Source organism: Roseomonas sp. TAS13, from assembly GCF_001950415.1.
Lineage (GTDB): Bacteria > Pseudomonadota > Alphaproteobacteria > Acetobacterales > Acetobacteraceae > Roseomonas > Roseomonas mucosa.
Genome location: NZ_BDLP01000004.1, coordinates 18769 through 37657, shown reverse-complemented (window position 1 = coordinate 37657; position 18889 = coordinate 18769). Strand labels below are relative to the sequence as shown.

20 protein-coding genes and 1 pseudogene are annotated in these 18889 nt (G+C 64.8%); 12 read left to right on the top strand and 9 right to left on the bottom strand.

Annotation, left to right across the window (positions count from 1 at the left end):
- Together ROTAS13_RS26925 and ROTAS13_RS00980 are read left to right on the top strand one after the other, a co-directional pair.
- Window positions 1-394, top strand: a pseudogene (locus tag ROTAS13_RS26925) (hypothetical protein); the annotation flags it as partial.
- On the top strand, window positions 394-819 hold the full coding sequence (locus ROTAS13_RS00980; RefSeq protein ID WP_075821297.1) for a hypothetical protein: 426 nt from the start codon (window positions 394-396) through the stop codon (window positions 817-819). The pseudogene ROTAS13_RS26925 and the gene ROTAS13_RS00980, both read left to right, overlap by 1 nt.
- Before the next feature lie 178 nt (window positions 820-997).
- Here the strand turns inward: ROTAS13_RS00980 and ROTAS13_RS00975 are convergent, their stop codons facing one another.
- Window positions 998-1981, bottom strand: coding sequence for a replication protein RepA (locus ROTAS13_RS00975; RefSeq protein ID WP_244310915.1), 984 nt, complete (start codon window positions 1979-1981; stop codon window positions 998-1000).
- Window positions 1982-2603: 622 nt separating this feature from the next.
- On the opposite strand from ROTAS13_RS00975, the gene ROTAS13_RS00970 reads away from it, so the two are divergent.
- Genes ROTAS13_RS00970 through ROTAS13_RS25980 form a run of 5 tightly spaced genes read left to right on the top strand, consistent with a single transcriptional unit; the run spans window position 2604 to window position 6457 of the window.
- Complete coding sequence (locus ROTAS13_RS00970; protein WP_027297421.1) at window positions 2604-2978, top strand: type II toxin-antitoxin system RelE/ParE family toxin; 375 nt, start codon at window positions 2604-2606, stop codon at window positions 2976-2978.
- Complete coding sequence (locus tag ROTAS13_RS00965; RefSeq protein ID WP_027297422.1) at window positions 2971-3288, top strand: DNA-binding transcriptional regulator; 318 nt, start codon at window positions 2971-2973, stop codon at window positions 3286-3288. Before ROTAS13_RS00970 ends, ROTAS13_RS00965 begins: the two co-directional genes overlap by 8 nt.
- Window positions 3289-3340: 52 nt before the next feature.
- A complete protein-coding gene (locus ROTAS13_RS00960; RefSeq protein WP_075821296.1) occupies window positions 3341-4642 on the top strand; it encodes a DNA methyltransferase in 1302 nt (433 codons plus the stop codon).
- Window positions 4643-4644: 2 nt separating this feature from the next.
- Entirely contained in the window at window positions 4645-5781 is a 1137-nt protein-coding gene (locus ROTAS13_RS00955) for a DUF262 domain-containing protein (RefSeq protein WP_075821295.1), read from the top strand.
- Window positions 5768-6457: an MAE_28990/MAE_18760 family HEPN-like nuclease gene (locus tag ROTAS13_RS25980; RefSeq protein ID WP_139323240.1), complete on the top strand. Its 690-nt coding sequence runs from the start codon at window positions 5768-5770 to the stop codon at window positions 6455-6457. Before ROTAS13_RS00955 ends, ROTAS13_RS25980 begins: the two co-directional genes overlap by 14 nt.
- A gap of 38 nt (window positions 6458-6495) precedes the next feature.
- On the opposite strand, the gene ROTAS13_RS00950 is transcribed toward ROTAS13_RS25980, so the two are convergent.
- Window positions 6496-6948 carry a tyrosine-type recombinase/integrase gene (locus ROTAS13_RS00950; RefSeq protein ID WP_075821294.1) on the bottom strand — a complete coding sequence of 151 codons (453 nt, stop codon included), beginning with the start codon at window positions 6946-6948 and terminating at the stop codon, window positions 6496-6498.
- 28 nt (window positions 6949-6976) lie between these two features.
- Here ROTAS13_RS00950 and ROTAS13_RS28545 point away from each other — a divergent pair, with 28 nt between their 5' ends.
- Window positions 6977-7276, top strand: coding sequence for a transposase (locus ROTAS13_RS28545; protein ID WP_051544350.1), 300 nt, complete (start codon window positions 6977-6979; stop codon window positions 7274-7276).
- Window positions 7277-7312: 36 nt separating this feature from the next.
- Here ROTAS13_RS28545 and ROTAS13_RS25975 read toward each other — a convergent pair whose 3' ends face one another.
- Both ROTAS13_RS25975 and ROTAS13_RS00935 read right to left on the bottom strand, forming a co-directional pair.
- Window positions 7313-7426 (bottom strand): transposase domain-containing protein, encoded by a 114-nt coding sequence (locus ROTAS13_RS25975; RefSeq protein WP_027297425.1) that lies wholly within the window; start codon window positions 7424-7426, stop codon window positions 7313-7315.
- A gap of 71 nt (window positions 7427-7497) precedes the next feature.
- A protein-coding gene (locus ROTAS13_RS00935) for an IS3 family transposase (protein ID WP_253187613.1) occupies window positions 7498-8711 on the bottom strand; the annotation gives its coding sequence in 2 pieces (ribosomal slippage) (window positions 7498-8390 and window positions 8390-8711; 1215 coding nt in all).
- A gap of 653 nt (window positions 8712-9364) precedes the next feature.
- Here ROTAS13_RS00935 and ROTAS13_RS00920 point away from each other — a divergent pair.
- The 4 genes from ROTAS13_RS00920 (at window position 9365) to ROTAS13_RS00905 (ending at window position 13156) form a co-directional block, all read left to right on the top strand.
- Window positions 9365-9787 (top strand): PadR family transcriptional regulator, encoded by a 423-nt coding sequence (locus ROTAS13_RS00920; protein ID WP_027297429.1) that lies wholly within the window; start codon window positions 9365-9367, stop codon window positions 9785-9787.
- Window positions 9788-9842: 55 nt separating this feature from the next.
- Window positions 9843-11297, top strand: coding sequence for an NAD(P)-binding domain-containing protein (locus ROTAS13_RS00915; protein WP_027297430.1), 1455 nt, complete (start codon window positions 9843-9845; stop codon window positions 11295-11297).
- 62 nt (window positions 11298-11359) lie between these two features.
- Window positions 11360-12535, top strand: a complete 1176-nt coding sequence (locus ROTAS13_RS00910; protein WP_244881542.1) for an MFS transporter — start codon at window positions 11360-11362, stop codon at window positions 12533-12535.
- A 51-nt stretch (window positions 12536-12586) separates the two neighbouring features.
- Entirely contained in the window at window positions 12587-13156 is a 570-nt protein-coding gene (locus tag ROTAS13_RS00905; RefSeq protein WP_139323238.1) for a hypothetical protein, read from the top strand.
- 143 nt (window positions 13157-13299) lie between these two features.
- Here ROTAS13_RS00905 and chrA read toward each other — a convergent pair whose 3' ends face one another.
- The 5 genes from chrA to ROTAS13_RS00880 all read right to left on the bottom strand — a co-directional run bounded on the left by chrA (window position 13300) and on the right by ROTAS13_RS00880 (window position 18754).
- Entirely contained in the window at window positions 13300-14634 is a 1335-nt protein-coding gene (chrA, locus tag ROTAS13_RS00900; protein ID WP_371329168.1) for a chromate efflux transporter, read from the bottom strand.
- A 41-nt stretch (window positions 14635-14675) separates the two neighbouring features.
- The gene (locus tag ROTAS13_RS00895) at window positions 14676-15509 is read right to left on the bottom strand and encodes a sulfurtransferase/chromate resistance protein (RefSeq protein ID WP_027297441.1); all 834 of its coding nucleotides are present in this window, start codon (window positions 15507-15509) and stop codon (window positions 14676-14678) included.
- A 241-nt stretch (window positions 15510-15750) separates the two neighbouring features.
- A complete protein-coding gene (locus ROTAS13_RS00890; protein ID WP_027297442.1) occupies window positions 15751-16929 on the bottom strand; it encodes a nickel/cobalt efflux transporter in 1179 nt (392 codons plus the stop codon).
- Window positions 16930-16939: 10 nt separating this feature from the next.
- On the bottom strand, window positions 16940-17218 hold the full coding sequence (locus ROTAS13_RS00885; RefSeq protein WP_027297443.1) for a metal-sensing transcriptional repressor: 279 nt from the start codon (window positions 17216-17218) through the stop codon (window positions 16940-16942).
- 72 nt (window positions 17219-17290) lie between these two features.
- Window positions 17291-18754, bottom strand: a complete 1464-nt coding sequence (locus ROTAS13_RS00880; protein ID WP_027297444.1) for a fused MFS/spermidine synthase — start codon at window positions 18752-18754, stop codon at window positions 17291-17293.
- Between the last annotated feature and the right edge of the window lie 135 nt (window positions 18755-18889).

The following is an 18889-nucleotide window of genomic DNA, read 5'->3' as shown; positions in this document are numbered from 1 at the left end:
GAGCCGCGCGCAAGCTGCGCGCGGGCGGCAGGGGTCCACATGGGCCACCTCGAAGGACGTCAGACACCCTCCGAACGCGCAGAACCCCCGCCGCTCACCCCGCCTCAGCCGTTATGAAGCGGGTTCTAAGACGAACCCGGCTGTCCGGCCGCGGACGCTGAAAGCGCTTGAAGCGGACTTCCTGAAGCAGGGCATCCCCGTTTTCTCGACCGCCCTGCATGAACGAGACGCGTTCCGCGCCGTGTTTAGCTTCGGCGGCGGCCTGACCAGCCTGGCTGACAAGCCTGTCGGCGGATTGAAGCCCGCAGCTGAGAACGCCCGTGCCCTGATGACCGAAGTCGTAACCCGCTTGGATAAGCAGGCGGCGTCGACCCAGACTGCGGAGGTCGCATAATGTCCGACATACGCCCCAGCATCTTCGCCGAGGCCTCCGACGATGACGTCGACCTTACCCGTTTCGTGCCGAAGGCTCTGAAGCCGCCGCCTGTGCCGGCCGCCGACATGCGTCGCCTGTCCGAGGAATCGGGCTTTCCGAGCCGCGCGCCGTCAGCTGGCGACAGACAGCCAACAGTCGTCAAGTTATCAACTGTTGACGTTTTGTCGTCGCCTGTGCGCCGTCCTGCAAAGACCGGTCGGACCCAGCTGTTGAACGCCCGCGTCACTCCGAAGGCGCTTGAGCGCTATCATGCGATCGTCGCGGCCGAGCAGCAGCGGTACGAGGCCGGGGAAATCACGCATAAGCCAACGCTCGGTGAGATCGTTGAGATGGCCCTGGCGGCCCTGGAGAGGGAGCGCGTCAAGAAGGGCAGGGGGGCATGAGCGGAAAGCGCCCGGTCGTCCGGCCCCAGCTGGACCTGTTTGTCCCGTTCCTGGACCGTGGTGCATGGATCGGCGGCGGGAAGGGGCTGCGGTAGGATTGGCCGCCCCAGCGTCAGGAGGGGTCCCGAGCTGCCCGGTTTTTCTTGGACTTTTGCGGGGTCCAGGAAAACGGTGCTGCTTATCCTTGGGCTCTTGCGGGAGATCCGCCAGAGACGAGGCGAGGCGCCACCGGCGGGCGGGACTGGCGCAACACGAGGCCCTCGGGTGCCACTTCGATGCTTGCGTGTGGGTAGACCGCAGTCGCGATCTTCAGGCTGTCCACGAAGCGCTCTTTCCAGTGATCGATGCGCTTGTAGGAGGCCCCGAACTGCCCGAACAGTGCCCGCCAGGACACCGAGACCGGCCTCCCGGGCGGAAGAACGTGGAGCCGGTATGCGAGCCAGCAGTAGATGTCGAGAGCTTGCGAGTTATTTGAGATCGCCCGTATCGCCGACTCTTCTAGGGGCACCGGGTGCTTCCTGAGTTGCTCGAAAAAGGTCTCCGAGAGGCGCGCTGTTTCGACAAACAGGGAACCCTGGCCCTCGGCCGACGGTTCCTGCACGAACATCGCAGTGTCTACAATGTTCTGGTTGACCAGCCCAGCCCGGTCGCCTGCGATGATGTGGAAGGTCATCCGGCACCTAGAGAGGCGCTCGGCCTGTTCCCGGACGTCCTTGAAGCTCTTGCCGCCGATCGGGATCCCGAGGCGCCCGAGCCACATGTGTAGGCTTCTCCCGAGTTCGATGTCGCGGGAATTGGTCCGGAGCGCCTCGCTCTGTAGAAACAGCAAGATGAGGCGGGCTCGCGAGCCGTAAGGTGCGCCGACCCATTCTATGCCTCCACCGGGGATGTTGCGACGCCCTGGCTCGACGATGAGCGCGACCCGGTCGGTCTCGATCTTCCAGGCCGCATCGTCAGCGAGCTTCTTGTGGGGTAGGGCGGCTTGGCACCAACCGCTGTAGAGGAAGCCGATCCCGGCGTCCTCGTCGGCCATGTACTGGATGGCGGCCTCGATGGCGCGGCGGTCTCCGTCGGTTGGAGCCATTTTCAATGCCCCTTGCCGCCCGTGCTCCTCAATGAGTCGATGGACTGTCCCCATCGCCTCGTCCTCCACAGATGCCATCCCAAATCTCGCTGAAGAACGTGCTCGATCTAGGGTGGCGTGTCCACCTGGACTTCTGCGGGACGAGCTATTTGAAGATTATTAGAAACTCTATTAGTTATGCCCCGCAGGAACCCAGTAGATAACTTCATAAGTCATTGATTTCTACACGAGGGTATCCCGCATGAATCCTGGGGATACCCGCAAAAGCCCAGGTTTGCCCTGTGGACGAGGCTCCGCCATGTCTCCGAGAGACCGACGACTCGGGTCCCGCAAGAGTCCAGGGCCACTGGACTGCCCCGCAGGAGTCCAGGACAGCCCCTCCTTGGACTTTCCCGGGAGAAGTGGAGAGCGCTCAGGTAAGGTCATGATGACTTGGAGGGCGCGATGGGAGATCCACGTCAGCGGGGCTGGACGGAGGAGTTCAAGCGGGAGGCGGTCAGCGCAGCGGTTGCACATCGGCCCTCTGGCAGACGGCCGGGCAGGCCTTGAGCCCGCCCGACACCGGGTTCAGCCGCCATTATGGCACAGCCTGGCCCCGTCTGGCGGCCCAAGGGTAGGGGGGACGCCCGCCTTGCATTTTATAGCACTAAGTGCTATAGTAATTTTTGGATGACCTCGCGGCGGCTGTTGGTGAGGGCAGGTGAGGATATTCAAGAACAAGCCGTTTGCGCGGTTCGCCAGGAAGGCGCGGTTGAGCGACGCGGCGTTGCGCGAGGCGGTCGGCAGGGCAGGGCGGGGACTGATCGACGCCGATCTGGGCGGCGGGGTCATCAAGCAGCGCATTGCCCGCGAGGGAGCAGGGAAGTCGGGCGGGTTCCGCACGATCATCCTCTTCCGGGTTGGGGAGCGGTCCTTCTTCGTGCATGGCTTCGCCAAGAACGAGCAGGACAACATCCGCGATGACGAGCTGGCCGCTTTCAAGCTGCTGGCGGCGCAGTTGCTGGCTTATGACGATGCGGCGCTCGCGACAGCGATCGGCGCCGGCGTGCTGACGGAGGTAACGGAGGATGAGTAAGCAGTATCGCAGCAGGGCCATGGCCTCGATCCACGAGACCGCCGAGGGCCTCCACAATGCCGGGCTCATGGACAAGCAGACCATGCGCCAGTTCGACGACGCCTGCCTGACGCCCGTGCGCCCGCTCACACCTGAAGAAATCCGTGCTCTCCGTGAACGGGAAGGGGCCAGCCAAGCCGTGTTCGCGCGCTATCTCAACGTCACGACGGGCCTCGTCAGCCAGTGGGAGCGCGGCGAGAAGCGCCCGCAAGGCCCGTCCCTTAAGCTTCTCTCGCTCGTCGCCAAGAACGGGCTGACAACGGTCGCATGATGGAGAGCAAGGCAGACTTGACCCCTGCGTACCTCCTACAGACTGCGCAGACATGATGTTCGACAGTCTCGCAATCCCGTCTCCCAAGCGAAATCGGCGCCTACAAGTTGGATGGGAGGGGTTTTTTCCCTACTACGCCGGTTATCCGGAGGCTTTTGCTTCCGACATAATCAGCTCTGCACGCCTAGCGCCACGTGCTGTTGTCCTGGATCCGTGGAACGGAAGCGGGACAACAATTTATGCAGCTCGGAATCACGGTCACCTTGGGATTGGTCTCGATCTCAATCCGGTTATGATTGCTGTTGCGCGAGCAAGGCTTCTACCTCCAAGCGAAGCAGACAGCCTTGAGCCACTTGGTCAGAAGCTAATTGATCATTGCGATGTTCCAGTGACTCTTCCGGCGGATGATCCTCTGCTGAGTTGGTTCGATCACGAGACGGCGCGCCATGTCCGTGCAATCGAGCAGGCGATTTCAAGCAGCCTCGTGGGTCGGTTCACAATATCGGAACGGGGCGCTGATCTTGATCGTCTATCAAGCATCGCTTCAGCCTTCTACGTCGCACTATTTGCTGTGGCACGAAGTGCGTCCGTCACCTTCCGATCTTCCAATCCGACATGGTGGCGTAGGGCGAAATCTGCCGAGGAGCTCGTTCATGTCCGCGATGACGAGCTGCGGAGCACCTTTTTATCCCAGATTAGAGGCATGGCAGAAGCGCTTTCAAAGTGTGCAGACGATCATCCTCTGAAATGCACCTTCGCAGAAGCTCGACTAGCAGATAGCACTTCGTTTTTCGCGGGGGAGGCGACAGTAGATTTTGTGCTCACTTCACCACCTTACTGCACTCGGATAGACTACGCAGTGGCCACTCAGATTGAATTGGCTGTATTGAATGGCCTTATTCGGTCGGATGTGCATGCCCTTGGCCGGCGGATGATTGGTTCAACTCGCGTCCCATCGCAACCTATCGAATACGATAACCAGTGGGGCACCACCTGCCGCGACTTCTTAGAAAAAGTTAGACTTCACCCGTCCAAGTCATCTGCAGGATATTACTTAAAGACGCATCTCGACTACTTCGATAAAATGAGCCGGTCTATCTCCAGGATTTCCAGTGTTCTTAAGGACGGTGCAGCAGCGATTTTTGTAGTACAGGATTCGCACTACAAAGACATTCACAATAATCTTCCTGCCGTTCTGGTAGAGATGGCAGCCAGTCGGAACCTGCAGTTAATGCGACGAGAAGATTTTACAGTGCATCGAACTATGGCGGCGATTCATCCGCATGCTACAGGTCGCACAAACAGGCTCGGAACAGTTGAGTCCGTCCTCTGTTTTCAACGTGGAGATCGTTAGCGATGTCAGGCTCAAGCGCGCGCCTTATCGAGGAGGTCGCGGGAACGCTAAAACGCGCCAGCACTCAGGCACTTGATCTTTCTTTCAATGAACTTCTCGACATGGCCGAGGCAGGCGAGCTCAACATCACCCCGGACTATCAGAGGCTCTTTAGGTGGACCGAAGGACAGCGTTCGCGTCTCATAGAGTCGCTGATTCTAGAAATGCCTGTGCCGCCGATCTTTGTAATCGAGGAGGAGGAAGGCCGCTATCAGCTGATCGACGGACTGCAACGGATTTCATCCTACTTGCATTTACGAGGCGCGTTGGACGCCCCTCATCTCGATCGTCCTGTTCAAAAGGGCGACAAGCTGAAACTTGTAGATTGTGACATCGTGCACGCGCTGAACGATCTCACCTTTGACGATCTGCCAACCTCCATGCAGATCAGGTTGAAGCGCGCATTCATTCGAGTGGAGGTTGTTCGCAGGGGCGCTGATCCGCATTTCAAATATCACATGTTCAAGCGGCTTAACACAGGCGGAGAAGGCCTGTCGGAGCAGCAGATTCGTAATTGCACAATTCGCATGCTCAGTACTGAGTTTCCCGATTTCATCATCAATATGAGCGGGGTTGATGATTTTCAGGTCTGCACAAGCGCCTTGACGGAGGCGCGGCTTCTTTCAGGGATCGATCAGGAACTGGTCTTAAGATTTTTCGCGCTCAAGAATCGGCTGGATAAATTCAAACACGAAGTATCTGATTTTCTGACAGAGTATATGGAGGACGTCGCCGATCCAAGCCGCGCACACAGTTTTGACTTTGCTGGAGAGGAAGCCAACTTTCGCAAGACCTTTGCGGTTTTGAAGGCCTCTCTAGGCGACAAGTCCTTTGCATTCAGGAATAAGAGTGGAACCGATCTGGCGTCGGGCTTCAGTGTGTACCATTTCGAGGCAATTACAGTTGCTCTTCAGAGCGTCATCGACAAACTTGACCCGACAGACCACGTCGTAATGGCCGCCATTGCTGACTGCCTTAAAAGCATTAAGCTTGACAGCGAATTTGTCAGACAAACAACTGGCGGTGGGAAAAACTCGCCTGGCCCGCTGAATGATCGGATCAATTTTGTAAGGCAACGGCTCATCCATGCGTTCCCCTGAGTCTGTTTTTGAGGACCTGGAAGCTGACCGAGCCAGTCGCGAGGCTGAAATGCGTCTGATAGACCGCTTAATCCAGGCGGCAGCATCCGCAAATGAGCAGGCGATGCTTAAACGCTCGCTCATTCTGCTAATGTACGCGCATCTTGAAGGATTTTGTAAATTTTCTCTTCTCTCCTATACATCGGCGCTCAATGCTTTAGGGTTGACCTGTGCCGAGGCTAGCTATCCAGTTGCAGCTGCCACTCTGCATAAGGTTTTTGCCGCGTTAAGGGACCCGAATAGCAAACACGAAACTTTTCGCAATCGCATGCCGGACGACACACAATTGCACCTATCAGCTCGCGAGCAGATGTTTGTTGAGTCTTATGAGAGAATTACGGCGCATAAAGTGGATATTCCGGATCAGGTAGTTGACACAAAATCCAACTTGTCGCCGGATGTTCTTAAAAAATTGCTTTTTCAACTCGGACTAGATTGCCTTTCTATCGAAGTCCACCGTTCGAATATCAGCAAGTTATTGGGTATTAGGAACGCGATTTCGCATGGCGACAGATTGTTGATCCCAAGCGATCAGGCGTTATCTGACTATCTCGCGACGACTTTAGCCATCATGGCTTTCATGCAAGGTGAGATATACAGCGCCCTAAGTGGACGAAAGTACCTGAAATCTGCTTGAGGTCTCCTTATGGTGAATAGTACGAGAATCGAGACGCATCACAGTCTGATCCGCTCTACCTCGTCCTGCGTCAGCCGCTCCTTGGTGCGGTTGTAGAGCTTGGTGGTGCGCGGGCTCTCATGCGCTGCCATTTCCTGCGCATGCTCAAGAGCACCGCCGTTCGCGAGATAGGCGGTGATGCTGGTCGCGCGGAAGGTGTGGTTGCCGATCGGCGCTGTGATGCCGGCGGCGACAGCACGGCGGCGCAACATGCGCCACGCGTCAGCCTGGGCCAGCGGCTGATTGGTGAGCTCGGTTGCCTTGTGGCCTGGCGCTGTGCGGAACAGCCAGCCCCTGCGGTCGTCAGCGATCCCGGCAGTCTGGATATAGGCATGCAGCGCCTCGGCGGTATCCGTCGGCTGAACCCCATGGTTGAGGGTCCTGGCTGAGCCTCCGAGGTTTGCTCTCCTGGTGAGGGGGCGTTCGGTGGACGGAGACAAGGTGGAGAGCACGGCTCCGAGCACTCATACGAGTGATCGTATGAGTGCTCGGAGCGAGTTCGTAGAGGTGGTGACGCGCGGTGAGCGGCGTCGGCGCTGGAGCGCGGAGCAGAAATTGCGGATCGTCGCGGAGGCGATGCAGCCCGGCGTGGTTGCCAAGGAGGTCGCGCAGCGTGAGGGGATCGGGACGGGCCTGCTCTACACCTGGCGCCGGGATCTCCTCGCGGGGATCGCACCCGGACCGGCTACACCGCGACTGCCTCCAGCGGCGGCGGAGAGGTCTCCTGCCGCGCTGCCGGTTGTTGAGGCTCAAAGGGCGTTGACGACGCCTATACCGTAAGCGAGGCCTACAGACCCATGCTGGCTGTATTTGAGATCAACTGCCGTTTTTGGCGGCCCAGCACCACGGCATGAGTTCGTCGATGCGGCTGTTGGGCCAGCCATTGACGAGGCGGGTCAGCAGGTCGGTGAAGTAGTCGGCCTTGAACAACCAGCAACTCGTTGAACTGAGACAGGAAAGCTCGGGCTTCGGGGTGATCCTCCACGACTTCTGTGGACGGGTTACGCTACGTTTGCTGCCTGCCGTTCTGCCTGGTCTGGCGTGCGGTAGTCCAGGGCCGAATGAAGGCGCTGTCGGTTGTAGAAGCCCTCGACGTAGGAGAACAGGTCGCGCTTGGCCTCATCCCTGGTGGCATAGGCCCGGTGATGCACCAGCTCGGTTTTCAGCGTATGGAAGAAGCTCTCCATTGGCGCGTTGTCCAGCGGGTTGGCCCGCCGGCTCATCGACGGGATGATGGCTGCTTTGGTCAGCGCCGCCTGGTAGTCACCGCAGGCATATTGGACGCCGCGGTCGGAATGTTGGATCAGGCCGGCACTGGGACGCTGGCGCTGGATGGCCATCAGCAGCGCCGAGGTCGCCAGCTCGGCCCTAAGATGGTCGCGCATGGACCAGCCCACGATCTTACGGGTGTGCAGGTCCATGATGGCGGCCATGTACAGCCAACCTTCAGCTGTCGGAATGTAGGTCAGGTCTGCCAGCCAGACTTGGTTCGGCCTGCTGGTGGTGGAGAACTTGCGTTCCAGCAGATTGGGAGCGACCGGGAAGGCGTGGCGGCTGTCGGTGGTTTGCACGCGGCGGTGCGGGGCGACAAGGCCGCGCACGCCATGCCGCCGCATCAGGCGCTCGATCCGTCCACGTCCAACCTGTCGCCCCTGCGCCCGCAAGGTGGCATACACACGGGGACTGCCGTAACGGCCACCGCTGTTGGCATGGGCCTGGCGGATGTCGGCCAGCAGGGCACAATCCTCGACGGCGCGCTTGCTATCCGGCCGCGACCGCCAAGCGTAGTAGCCGGCGGTCGAGATCCCCAGCACACGGCACAACGGCTGGACCGCCCAGACATCGCGGCAGTCCTCGACCACACGAAACTTCATCTCAGTGGTCCCGCGAAGATCGAAATGGACTTTTTTAAAATGTCTCGCTCCATGCGGAGCCGGTCGCACTCGCGCCGCAGCCGCGCGATCTCGGCAGCCTGGTCGGCCGTCGGGACCGGCAAGGGCTTGAGGGAGGTGGCAGCTGCAGGCCGCGGCACCTCGGTCTTGCCACCGCCGGCGCTATACTGGCGCACCCACCGGCACAGCAGCGTCGGGTGCAGGCCGACCTCGCCCGCCACCGCCGTCGGCGTGCGCCCGCCACCGACCACCATATCCACGACCTGGCGCTTGTAGTCCTCCGTATAGGAACGTGGCTTGGCCCTCGTCGCCTGCTGATCCATTGAACACCTCCAGCTCAAAGCTTGCCTCTGGGTGTCCACGGAAACCAAGGAGGATCACCCTCGATGGACTTCATGGCTGACGCGAAGGAGACGACCTTGACCACTTGACTGCACCCGCCTCCGGCTCACCGTCGCAGCGCAAGCCGCGCGGCGGCCGGGATGGCGCCGACGCGGCCCGGCCCGACCGGCCTGCTGCTGTGCGCCCGGGATTACCAGATGCCCGCCCTTCCCGCGCCGAGAAATTCGGTGAGTCAGCCGGGACGTCGCGGCCCCCTGCCCTGCCCTGCCCCGCCGCCGAATCCTTGCCGGGATCGAGTCCTTGCCTGCGAGCCCCGCCGCCAGAGCCCGAGGCGCCCCGCGGCATCGAGGTGCTCCCGCAGGGCGTGCCGCATGACGGCCGCGCAGGCGGTGCCGTCGACCCAGTCGGGCAACGGGCGCCACCCCACGACCCGGCGCTGCATCAGGCTGATGCCGACGCCGCCGGTGCCGCCGGAGAGCCGGAGTGGGCCGAGGGCGCGGGCCAGCGGCATCTGCCAGATTTCCAGGGCGGCCGGGCTTAGCGTCTGGGACCTTGTGGGCGTGGGTTGAGACATGCCCCGAGCCGCTCCTTCATTGTTGTTGACGCATCGCCCATCGATGCATAGCCTTCCTCCATGTCACAGCAGCCCATCCTTCGTGCCGTGCCTCGTCCCCCGCCGGACTTCACGGACCGAGGCTACTGGGCCGGGACCATCAAGATGGCGCTCAGTCGCTTCTTCGTCCTGCAGGTGCTGCACGACGGCCCGGCTCATGGCTACGACATCGCGCGCGCGGTGGAGCGGACCACGAACGGCTGCTGCTCGCCCTCTGAGGGCGCCCTGTATCCGACGCTCCGGGAGTTCGAGCAGGGCGGCTACCTGACATCGGAAGCCGAGGTCGTCTCCGGCCGTGAGCGCAAGGTCTACACCCTGACCGACAAGGGGCGGGAGGCATTCCGCGTTGGTTTAGGGGCCTGGATGGACGCCACCACCGCCCTGACCGAGACCGGCCGTGCCGCCAAGGCTCGCGGCAGGGCCAAGGGTGCATGCCAATGCTGACCATCAGCTTGCCTCTATACATCGCCCACCGAGGCATAAGGAAGGAAACCGTCAGATGAGCTCCTGTTGCTCTGCCAAGCCTGCCCCTCAGAGCAGGGGCCCTGAGGGCTTCCCCAGCCCCGCAACGCTGCCCATCGCCATCATCGGCGGCGGCCCGGTTGGCTTGGCCGCCGCAGCGCACCTGCTGGAGCGCGGCCTGGAGCCGCTGGTGTTCGAGGTTGGTCCCTCGGTCGGCACGGCGCCGCTGGGATGGGGTCACGTTCACACGTTTTCCCCGTGGCGTTACAACGTGGACCGGGCGTGCCGCACGCTCCTGGAGCGGCATGGATGGACGGCGCCCGATGCCGAGGCGTTCCCCACCGGCCGTGACCTCGTCGAGGACTACCTGGCACCTCTCGCTGCCCTGCCGGAGATGGCTGGCCGCCTCCGTCTGAACACCCGGGTGACCGGAGTTGCCCGACAGCGCGCTGGCAAGGTTCGCGACGCCGGTCGTGAGCGGCAGCCCTTCGAGGTCAGGTTCCAGGCTGAGGGCATGGAGGACCGCCTCCTGGTCCAGTCCGTCATCGTAGCCACCGGCACTTGGGGACATCCCAACCCGGCGGGCGCCTCCGGCCTGCCCGCCATCGGCGAGCATCGGGCCGCCGACCGCATCCGCTATGGCATGCCCGACGTCCTCGGCGCCGACCGCGGTCGCTACGCCGGGCGACGCGTCCTTGTCGTCGGCTCGGGCCACTCGGCCGTCGGCACCCTGCTCGACCTCGCCAGCTTGGCTGAGCAGGCGCCGGGCACCACCGTCCTGTGGGCGGTCCGCAGCGCGGACCTGACGCGGGCTTACGGCGGCGGCGCGGCCGACCAGCTGCCGGAGCGCGGCGCCCTGGGTCAGCAGCTGCACCACCTCGTCGAAAGCGGCACCGTAGAGCTGCTCGCGCCCTTTTCGGTGGACGAGGTCGGCCAGGCTGCCGACGGTTCCCTGCAGGTCATGAGCCTCGAGGGGGAGACGGCGGAAGCCGACGAGATGGTGGTCGCCACCGGCTTGCGGCCCGACCTCGGCATTCTCGGTGAGGTCCGCCTCGACCTGGACCCGGCGCTGGAATGCCCGCGCGTGCTGGCCCCGCTCATCGACCCCAACCTGCACTCCTGCGGCACCGTTCGGCCTCACGGTGCCCACGAACTCCAGCAGCCCGATACGGGACTTTTCCTTGCCGGGATGGCCAGCTACGGCCGTGCGCCCACCTTCCTGCTGGCCACCGGCTACGAGCAGGTGCGCTCCATTGCCGCCTTCCTCGTGGGTGACATGGAGGCCGCACGTCGGGTGGAGCTGGACCTGCCGCAGACCGGCGTGTGCAGCAGCAGCCGCGTGGTGGCAGCGCTCGATGCCGAAGCCGCATGCTGCACGCCGACGACAATCCAGGGGGCGGGCTGCCCGCTCAAGCCTGAATTGGCTGAGGACACGCCGTGCTGCGGGACCGCTGACCAGAAGGTGCCCCTCTCGGCCGAACCTGCCGAATGAGCCAGGCCGCCCTCCCGGCCGACGCAGGCTCTACAGGTCCAGCCACTAGCCGCTCCAGGCTGGTGGTCGTCTCCACCATCGGCGTCGCCCAGATCCTCGCCTGGGGTTCCTCCTACTACCTGCTGGCCGTGCTGGCGGGGCCCGTGCTGGCGGACACCGGCTGGCCGCTGACCTGGCTCATGGGCGCCTTGTCCATCGGCATGCTGGTGTCTGGCCTGGTGTCGCCGCGCATCGGCTTCCTGATCGAGCAGCGCGGCGGCAGGCCCGTTCTGGCGGCCAGCGCCGTCCTCTTCTCCGCTGGCCTGCTGCTGCTCGGGCTGGCACCCAGCCTGCCGGTGTTTGTGCTGGCCTGGATCGTCCTCGGCCTGGCCATGGGCGCCGGGCTCTATGACCCGGCCTTCTCGACGCTGGGGCGGCTGTATGGCGACCATGCCCGCCCGGCCATCACCCACGTCACCCTGTTCGGCGGCTTCGCCAGCACCGTCTGCTGGCCACTCAGCGCCTTGCTGGTCGACCACCTGGGCTGGCGCGGCGCCTGCCTGACCTACGCCGCCATCCATCTTACGGTGGTGCTACCGCTCTACCTCTTCGGGGTGCCGCGCGAGGCGTCCAAGCCCGCCGCAGCACCCACGGCCGCCAAGGCTGTTTCGGTGCCGGGCCCTGTGCGGGCGGGCCAGCGCTATGCCCTCGTCATGCTGGCGGCGAGCTTTACCCTGGCCGCGGTCATCATGACCGTCATCTCGGTCCACCTGCTGACCCTGCTCCAGTCGCAGGGGCTGGCTCTCACCGCCGCCGTTGCTCTGGGCACGCTCATCGGCCCGGCCCAGGTTGGCGCCCGCGTGCTGGAGATGCTCTTCGGCAGGAAGGCGCATCCGATCTGGAGCCTGATCGCCTCGGCCGTTCTAGTGGCCGTCGGCCTGGGCATGTTGGTGGGCGCGCCCGGCATCGTGGCAACGGGCATTGTAATGTACGGCATGGGCAGCGGCATCCGCTCCATCGCCCGCGGGACGGTGCCCTTGGCGCTTTTCGGCAGGGAGGGCTACGCCGTGCTGATGGGCCGCATCGCGATGCCGACTCTAATCGCTCAGGCAGCCTCGCCCTTCCTGGGCGCTTGGCTGCTGGACAGCTTCGGGACGCAGGCGACGCTGGCTGCGCTCTGCGGTGCCGCCGTGCTCAACATCCTGTTGGTGCTTGCACTGCTGCCAGCCGTGCTCAGGAGGGCGGGTGCGGGACCCTGACACCATGCACCGAGGCTTGAGCGCTATCTCAGGCACTGTTACTCGGGACCAATGCTTGTCGATGTTCGCGCGCGTCACGCGCTGGCTTGGGACGCCTCACTGAAGCCGATTGGGGAAGGCAGCCTCGGCAAGGAGCCGTTTGAAGCGTGGTGGGCGAGGAATCACCACCGATTGACGAACCTGCACCCGCTCGTCGCGGAGCAGTGGGTGTACAAGTGCTGGAGGCATTCTCCGTTCTGCCATCTGCCGCTTGAGTGCCTGTCGTGCCGCGTCGAGCGATGGACCGTGGAACGCATCTTGAGGGATGTCGCTTGGGGAATGCCGGACAGTGACGAGGATCCCGAGTTCAACTTTCGCGTATTCCACGGCAAGGAGTTCGAGCCGGGTCGGACGATGGACGCGACCGGAACCTGGAACATCCCGCCCGTCATCCTTGAAGCGCCGGACGGCCTCCTGACGGACACGGGTGAGCACCCCGAAACCCGTTACTGGTTGATCGAGGGGCACCAGAGACGCCGCTACCTTCACGCTCTCGCATTCCATCAGGTAGGCGGGGGTCAACCCGGTTTCCTGCACGAGGTATTCCTGCTTTCCATCCGCGACGCCCGGTCGGCTTCGTAGAGGCCAGCTACGGAGGTCGAAGGCAAACCGATTGCATAGAGGCAGACTCCCGGCACGCCGTCCTAAACGACTGGACTTAGCCGGAAGCGGCCGGTCCGCTTTCAGGCACGGCATGCCGGAAGCAGCCCTCACGTGCAGCGGCCTTAGCCCAGGGCGAGCTTCGCCACTAAACCGAGAGCCGCGGTGATGCCGAGCGTTCTCATCAGGCCGAGCTTGAAGCCAAACAGGCAGGCCGCGGCGGCGGCGGCAAGCGCCAAGGCAAGGATGTCCAGGCTGTCCGGAACCGGGATGTCCAGGGCCGCCGGTCCGACCTCCACCCGCCGCACCTCGGCGAACAGCACCCGCAGGCCGAACCAGAGCGCGAGGTTGGCAATGACGCCGACCACGGCGGCCGTGACCGCCGCCAGGGCGCTGGTGAGTTCCCGGTTGGAGTGCAGCCTTTCGACATAGGGGGCGCCCAGGAAGATGAAGGCAAAGCAGGGCGCGAAGGTGACCCACACCGTCAGCACGGCCGCCAGTACGCCCCAGGCCAGCCCGCCCTGACCGAAGCCCGCCAGGAAGCCCACGAACTGGAGGACCAGGATCAGCGGGCCGGGCGTGGTCTCGGCAAGGCCAAGACCCACCAGCATCTGGTCGGGCGACAGCCAGCCGTATCCCTGCACCGCCTCCTGCGCCACGTAGGACAGCACGGCGTAGGCGCCGCCCACGGTCACCACCGCCATCTTGGAGAAGAACCAGGCAACGTCGGCGAAGACCCCGGCCCCGGTTGCCATGAGCACGGCGACCGGAAGGAGCCAAAGCACGACCGCGACCCAGCCCGCGCGCCAAGCGCGCACGGCGAGCCGGGCGGGACGGCCGGGATCCGCCGCCAGCACCGCGTCCAGCAGCGCGGGCGGGCCATCCTTGGCCGATCCGTGGCTGCCGCCCTTGAACGCCATGGGGGCGAAGTAGCCGATCAGCGCCGCCGCCAGCACGACGGCTGGGAAAGGCACGCCGAAGACGTAAAGCGCGAAGAAGGCGGCCGTGGCGAGTGCCCATGCGGCGTTGGTCTTGAGCGCCCGCCGCGCCACACGCAGGAGCGCTTCGACCACCAGCACCAGCACGGCGCATTTCAGGCCGAAGAACAGCGCCGAGACCACCGGCACCTGCCCCAGCGTGGCGTAGAGGACGGACAGGCCTAGCATTACCGCCATGCCCGGCAGCACGAACAGGACGCCCGCCGCCACCCCGCCGCGCACCCCGTGCAACAGCCAGCCAAGATAGGTGGCGAGCTGCTGGGCCTCGGGCCCGGGCAGCAGGGTGCAGAAGTTCAGCGCATGCAGGAAGCGGGCGTCGGAGATCCAGCGCCGCTCGTCCACCACCTCCCGGTGCAGCAGCGCGATCTGCCCCGCCGGGCCGCCGAAGGACAGCAGGCCGATCTTCATCCAGACGCGCACGGCTTCGGCGAATGAAGGCAGCGCAGGCTGGCTCTCAGGGATGGAAGGGGCGGGCCGCCGGACCTCGAGCACTGTTTTGTCGTTCACTGGCCAGACCTCCCAGCTGCGCTCGGCGACGCTGGCCAGTTGTGGGTCTCGGCGACGGCATCGCGGCTCCAGCGGTAGAAGGCATCGTACAGACCCATTGCGGCGTCGAGTTGCGCCAGGTCATCCCGGTGCATGCGGGACAGGCCCAGGGACGCCGCGAGCAGCCCCGCCGCCTGCGGCGCGAGGTCGGGCCGGGCGGTGTCGGCGCCGCGGACGATCTCCGCCAGCCGGAGCAGCGGCTCAGAGGTCAATCCGAACTCCTGGACCATGGTGTCGAAGGTGCAGGTCTCGCTACGATGGCTCCAGAACACCCCCTCGACGTCAAAGGGCGCGGCCCCGAAGCGTTCGGCCACCGCGCCGACCTCGGACGGCGCGACGAAGAGGAAGACGGCGGACGGATCCACGAAGCGCCGGATCAGCCAGGGGCAGGCAATCCGGTCCACCTTGGGCCGGGAACGGGTCACCCACACCGTGCGCCCCTGCGCATCGCGTGTCGGCAGGCGGTTCGGATGCACCAGCAGGTGGCCTTCGGCAGCCCATGCCTCGAAGCCGCCCTCGAGCACCTCGGCCCTGGCACCGCCGTGACGCAGCCAGGCGGCGACACCGTGGCTGAGCTTGAGGCCGCGCTGGCAGACGACCACCACGTGCCGACCGGCGTGGCCCGCCATCCAGGTGGTCACGTCGCGATGTTCGCGCCGGAAGGAAGCCGGGAGCAGGCGCGGGTCGGCCGCGTAGTCCTCCTCGGTCCGTACGTCGAGCAGCACCGGTGCATCGGGCAGGCCGACGAGCCGAGCGAGCTGTGTGGTGGTGATGGTGTCAGGTGCAGGCATGGGCGTCCCCTCCATGGTTGTGGAGTGTCGGACGCGATGCTTCGGCCGAAGCCTCACGGGGCGATCGCGGATGTCCCCTTGCGCCCAGGATGGTGAATGGCGTGCTGGTCTGTCAAGCAAGAGTGGCCGACCCGATGGCCGTCCCTGAGTTTTCCGGGCTGCGCATGCCATAGCAGGGGTAAGGTCCGGGGCTGCGCGTTCCGGCCTGAGCTTTCGCCCACGCAGCCGGAACACGCCCGCATCAGGCCGCCGCGATCTGCGTCAGCGCGACGGCACCGACATAGAAGCCCACCAGGATGATGAGCGCGCCCGAGGCATAAGGCGCCCGGCGCATGAAGGTGTCGAAGCCCGACCAGCGGCGGGACGCGTGGCGCATGCCGGTCGCGGCGATGACGCCGACGGTCACCAGGGTGATGGCGAGGCCGATGCTGAAGCACAGCACCAGCGCCGCGCCGAGGGTGAACTCCTGAAGCTGGAGGCAGATCAGCAGCACCGTGATCGCGGCCGGGCACGGCACCAGCCCGCCCGTCAGCCCGAACAGCACGATCTGCCAGGTCGTCACCTCGCGTCCGGCGAACCGGCGCTGGATGTCGTTGGCATGGGCGCGCTCATGAGCATCCTGGTAGCCGTCCGTGGTCGCGAAGGCACCGGGAGCCAGAGGCTCCTGCTCGTGACCGTCGCCCTGCTCCGCGAAGACCACCTCGTAGTCGTGGGCATGGTTGCCGTGGGACAGGCTCAGGCGGGCGGTGAACTCGTGAGGCTCTGGAATATCGGTCGTGGACTCGAGGTAGCCGCCGCGGTCGACGAAGCCGAAGCTCTGGCGCTGCCCGTCCGGACGAAGGGTCTCCACCGTCACATCCTCGGCCGCCCAGTGCGGACCACGCTCCGACCGCAGCCGCCAGCGCGGCGGAACGCCGTCCTCGAACACCTCCAGGGCGACGACGCCATGGCCGGTGTCGATGCGCCGCACCTCCTCGCCGTGGCTGTGGCTGTGGCCATGCCCCTCACTATGGCTGTGCTCATGGCCATGGTGGTGCCCATGGTCATGCGAGTGTCCGTGGGCACTGCTGGCCTGCTGGTCCCGCCAGGTCCGCCACAGCATCCAGATGGCCATGGCGATGATCGCCACGGCGGAGGCAAGCTGGAAGTACGGCTCCGCGGTCTCGGCGTCGAAGCCCTTCCAAAGGTACAGGCCCCCGAGTCCGATGCCCCAGACCACCAGCGTGTGCGAGAAGGTCGCCGCTACTCCGAGCAGAACCGCCTGCGTGACGGTGCCGCGAACGGCGACGATGAAGGCCGCCATCATGGTCTTCGAATGGCCTGGCTCCAGGCCGTGCAGGGCTCCCAGCAGGATGGCGCTGGGAACGAAAAGCCAGGCGTGGGCTGATCCTTGGGCCAGCAGTTCGGAGAAAGGAGTCATCGAGGCGCCTTCAGAGATACTTCGTGATGGCCTTGAACTCGTCGATCGGGCCGCGGTCGGCGCGCGGCACCGCGCCCACGACATCGTCGAGGCAGTGGTCGAGGTGGTCGTGGATCAGGGTCCGCTTGGCGTTGGCGATGGCCGCCTCGACCGCATGGAGTTGCTGCACGATGTCGAGGCAGGGGCGGCCCTGCTCGATCATCTCGACCACGCTGCGGAGATGGCCGTCGGCGCGCTTCAGGCGCTTCACGATCTCCGGATGCGATGCATGGACATGGGGGGCTGTCATTCTCCTGAGCTATCCCCCCGGTAGGGATACCGTCAAGCCGGTCGGCCTAGGAACGGCGGCCATTCCGTCTTGTCAGCGCGGCGCACGGCGTTGGGCGGCCACGGCGCGGGCAGCCCGAGTGTCCATGTCCGACAACTCGTCGGTCAGCGGGACCGCGCCATTGGCCACCAGGCTGGCTTCCCGCAGCGTGGCCTGCATTCTCGTTGATGCCGAGGCCGCGCTGGCTGGCGTGGCGTCCAGCATCTCCCTCGCCTGCTCGACCGCGACAGGCTCTTGCCAAGCCAGCAGGATAGTGTTGCCGCTGCCCGTCTGGGTCGCCAGCACGCTTGGGAAAGCCGCCATCATCGTCGCCGCCATGGGTGCCACGATGCTGCGAGGGTCTCCGGCCCCGAAGACGTTCACTGCCACCACGCCGCCGGAGCGGAGCCGCCGCGACACTGCCTGGAAGAACTCCACCGTGGCGACGTGGGAGGGGATCTGGCCGGTGGCGTAGAGGTCGACCACGATGATGTCGAACTGCGTCTGGCTCGTTTCGACGAAGCGGCGCGCGTCGTCATGCGTCACTGGAATGGTCAGGCCGAAGTGGCGCCGGGCGACGTCGGTGACGCCGGGGTCGATCTCCACGCCGGTGCTCCGCACGTCCGCCCATGCCTTCGTCATGGCATCCACCGCCGAGCCTCCGGCTACGCCCAGGAACAGCGAGTCCCGACCCTGGGTCAGGGACGGCACCGCCGCCATCATTTCCCAGTACGAGCCGGTCAAGCGGCCGTCTTTGCGCCGGGCCGACTGCACGGCGAGCGGCGAGTTCAACAGCAGGTAGGTCGCCTCCGGGGCGTCCCAGACCATCACTGTGTTGTAGATCGTCTCGAAATACTCGGTGAAGCGACTGGCCTGGGCCCGCTCGGCCCAGATGCCGAGAGCGAGCGGTGCCATCACCAGTGCCGCGCGCAATGGGGCCAGGCCGGTAGCCAAAGCGGCGGCGGCGGACAGCAAGGAGGCGGAGGCGTAGCCTGCCGTCAGACCCATATAGGGGATGGCATAGAACGCGGCGAAGAAGGTACCGCCAATGCTCCCCAGCGCGGCCAGCGCTGAAATGCTGCCCGAGGCCTTGGCGGGAGAGCCGGAGGCCGCCAGCCGCGCCACGCAGAGTGGCGAGACGGCGGCCAGGGTGAAGGCGGGCGGGCCGATCAGCACCGCCGAGGTAGCGACGGCTCCCGCCAAAGGGCCGAGCAGGTTTTCGAGGGCACTGGCCAGCGGGCGACCGATCCAAGGCGTCAGGGCCGCCGCGCAGGCGGCGATTGCCAGCAGCAGCGGCAGCAGCCTGGCGGCGTTCGCCCGCCCGCCCAAGCGTCCTCCGGCCCAGTAGCCGAGTGACATGAAGGCCAGCGCGGTGCCGATGATGGCGCCCCACTGGTGAATCGTCTGGCCGAAGACCGGCGCCATCAGGCGTCCGTCCAGCATCTCCAGCGACATCACGCTCCAGCCCGAGGCGAAGGCGGCGAAGCCGACGGCGGAGCGGTCTCTGCCGTCACGCATGGGCCAGACCTGCTTGGCAAGGCGGCGGACGCGTTCCTGACGCGGCATCCAGGAACTCCCCGCTCCGCCGGTGATGGCCAGGCACGAAACGCTGCGGGAAACGGAGGGGAGGAGCGAGATGCATGCATTTGTCCT

Excerpts from the sequence above, each read along its gene's own strand:
- ROTAS13_RS00890 (WP_027297442.1), bottom strand. The coding sequence starts at position 16,929 with ATGACTCCTTTCTCCGAACTGCTGGCCCAAGGATCAGCCCACGCCTGG.
- ROTAS13_RS25980 (WP_139323240.1), top strand. The coding sequence starts at position 5,768 with ATGCGTTCCCCTGAGTCTGTTTTTGAGGACCTGGAAGCTGACCGAGCC.
- ROTAS13_RS00895 (WP_027297441.1), bottom strand. The coding sequence starts at position 15,509 with ATGCCTGCACCTGACACCATCACCACCACACAGCTCGCTCGGCTCGTC.
- ROTAS13_RS00960 (WP_075821296.1), top strand. The coding sequence starts at position 3,341 with ATGATGTTCGACAGTCTCGCAATCCCGTCTCCCAAGCGAAATCGGCGC.
- ROTAS13_RS00920 (WP_027297429.1), top strand. The coding sequence starts at position 9,365 with ATGTCACAGCAGCCCATCCTTCGTGCCGTGCCTCGTCCCCCGCCGGAC.
- ROTAS13_RS00915 (WP_027297430.1), top strand. The coding sequence starts at position 9,843 with ATGAGCTCCTGTTGCTCTGCCAAGCCTGCCCCTCAGAGCAGGGGCCCT.
- ROTAS13_RS00965 (WP_027297422.1), top strand. The coding sequence starts at position 2,971 with ATGAGTAAGCAGTATCGCAGCAGGGCCATGGCCTCGATCCACGAGACC.
- ROTAS13_RS00905 (WP_139323238.1), top strand. The coding sequence starts at position 12,587 with ATGCTTGTCGATGTTCGCGCGCGTCACGCGCTGGCTTGGGACGCCTCA.
- ROTAS13_RS00880 (WP_027297444.1), bottom strand. The coding sequence starts at position 18,754 with ATGCGTGACGGCAGAGACCGCTCCGCCGTCGGCTTCGCCGCCTTCGCC.
- ROTAS13_RS00955 (WP_075821295.1), top strand. The coding sequence starts at position 4,645 with ATGTCAGGCTCAAGCGCGCGCCTTATCGAGGAGGTCGCGGGAACGCTA.
- ROTAS13_RS00975 (WP_244310915.1), bottom strand. The coding sequence starts at position 1,981 with ATGGCATCTGTGGAGGACGAGGCGATGGGGACAGTCCATCGACTCATT.
- ROTAS13_RS28545 (WP_051544350.1), top strand. The coding sequence starts at position 6,977 with ATGAGTGCTCGGAGCGAGTTCGTAGAGGTGGTGACGCGCGGTGAGCGG.
- ROTAS13_RS00980 (WP_075821297.1), top strand. The coding sequence starts at position 394 with ATGTCCGACATACGCCCCAGCATCTTCGCCGAGGCCTCCGACGATGAC.
- ROTAS13_RS00885 (WP_027297443.1), bottom strand. The coding sequence starts at position 17,218 with ATGACAGCCCCCCATGTCCATGCATCGCATCCGGAGATCGTGAAGCGC.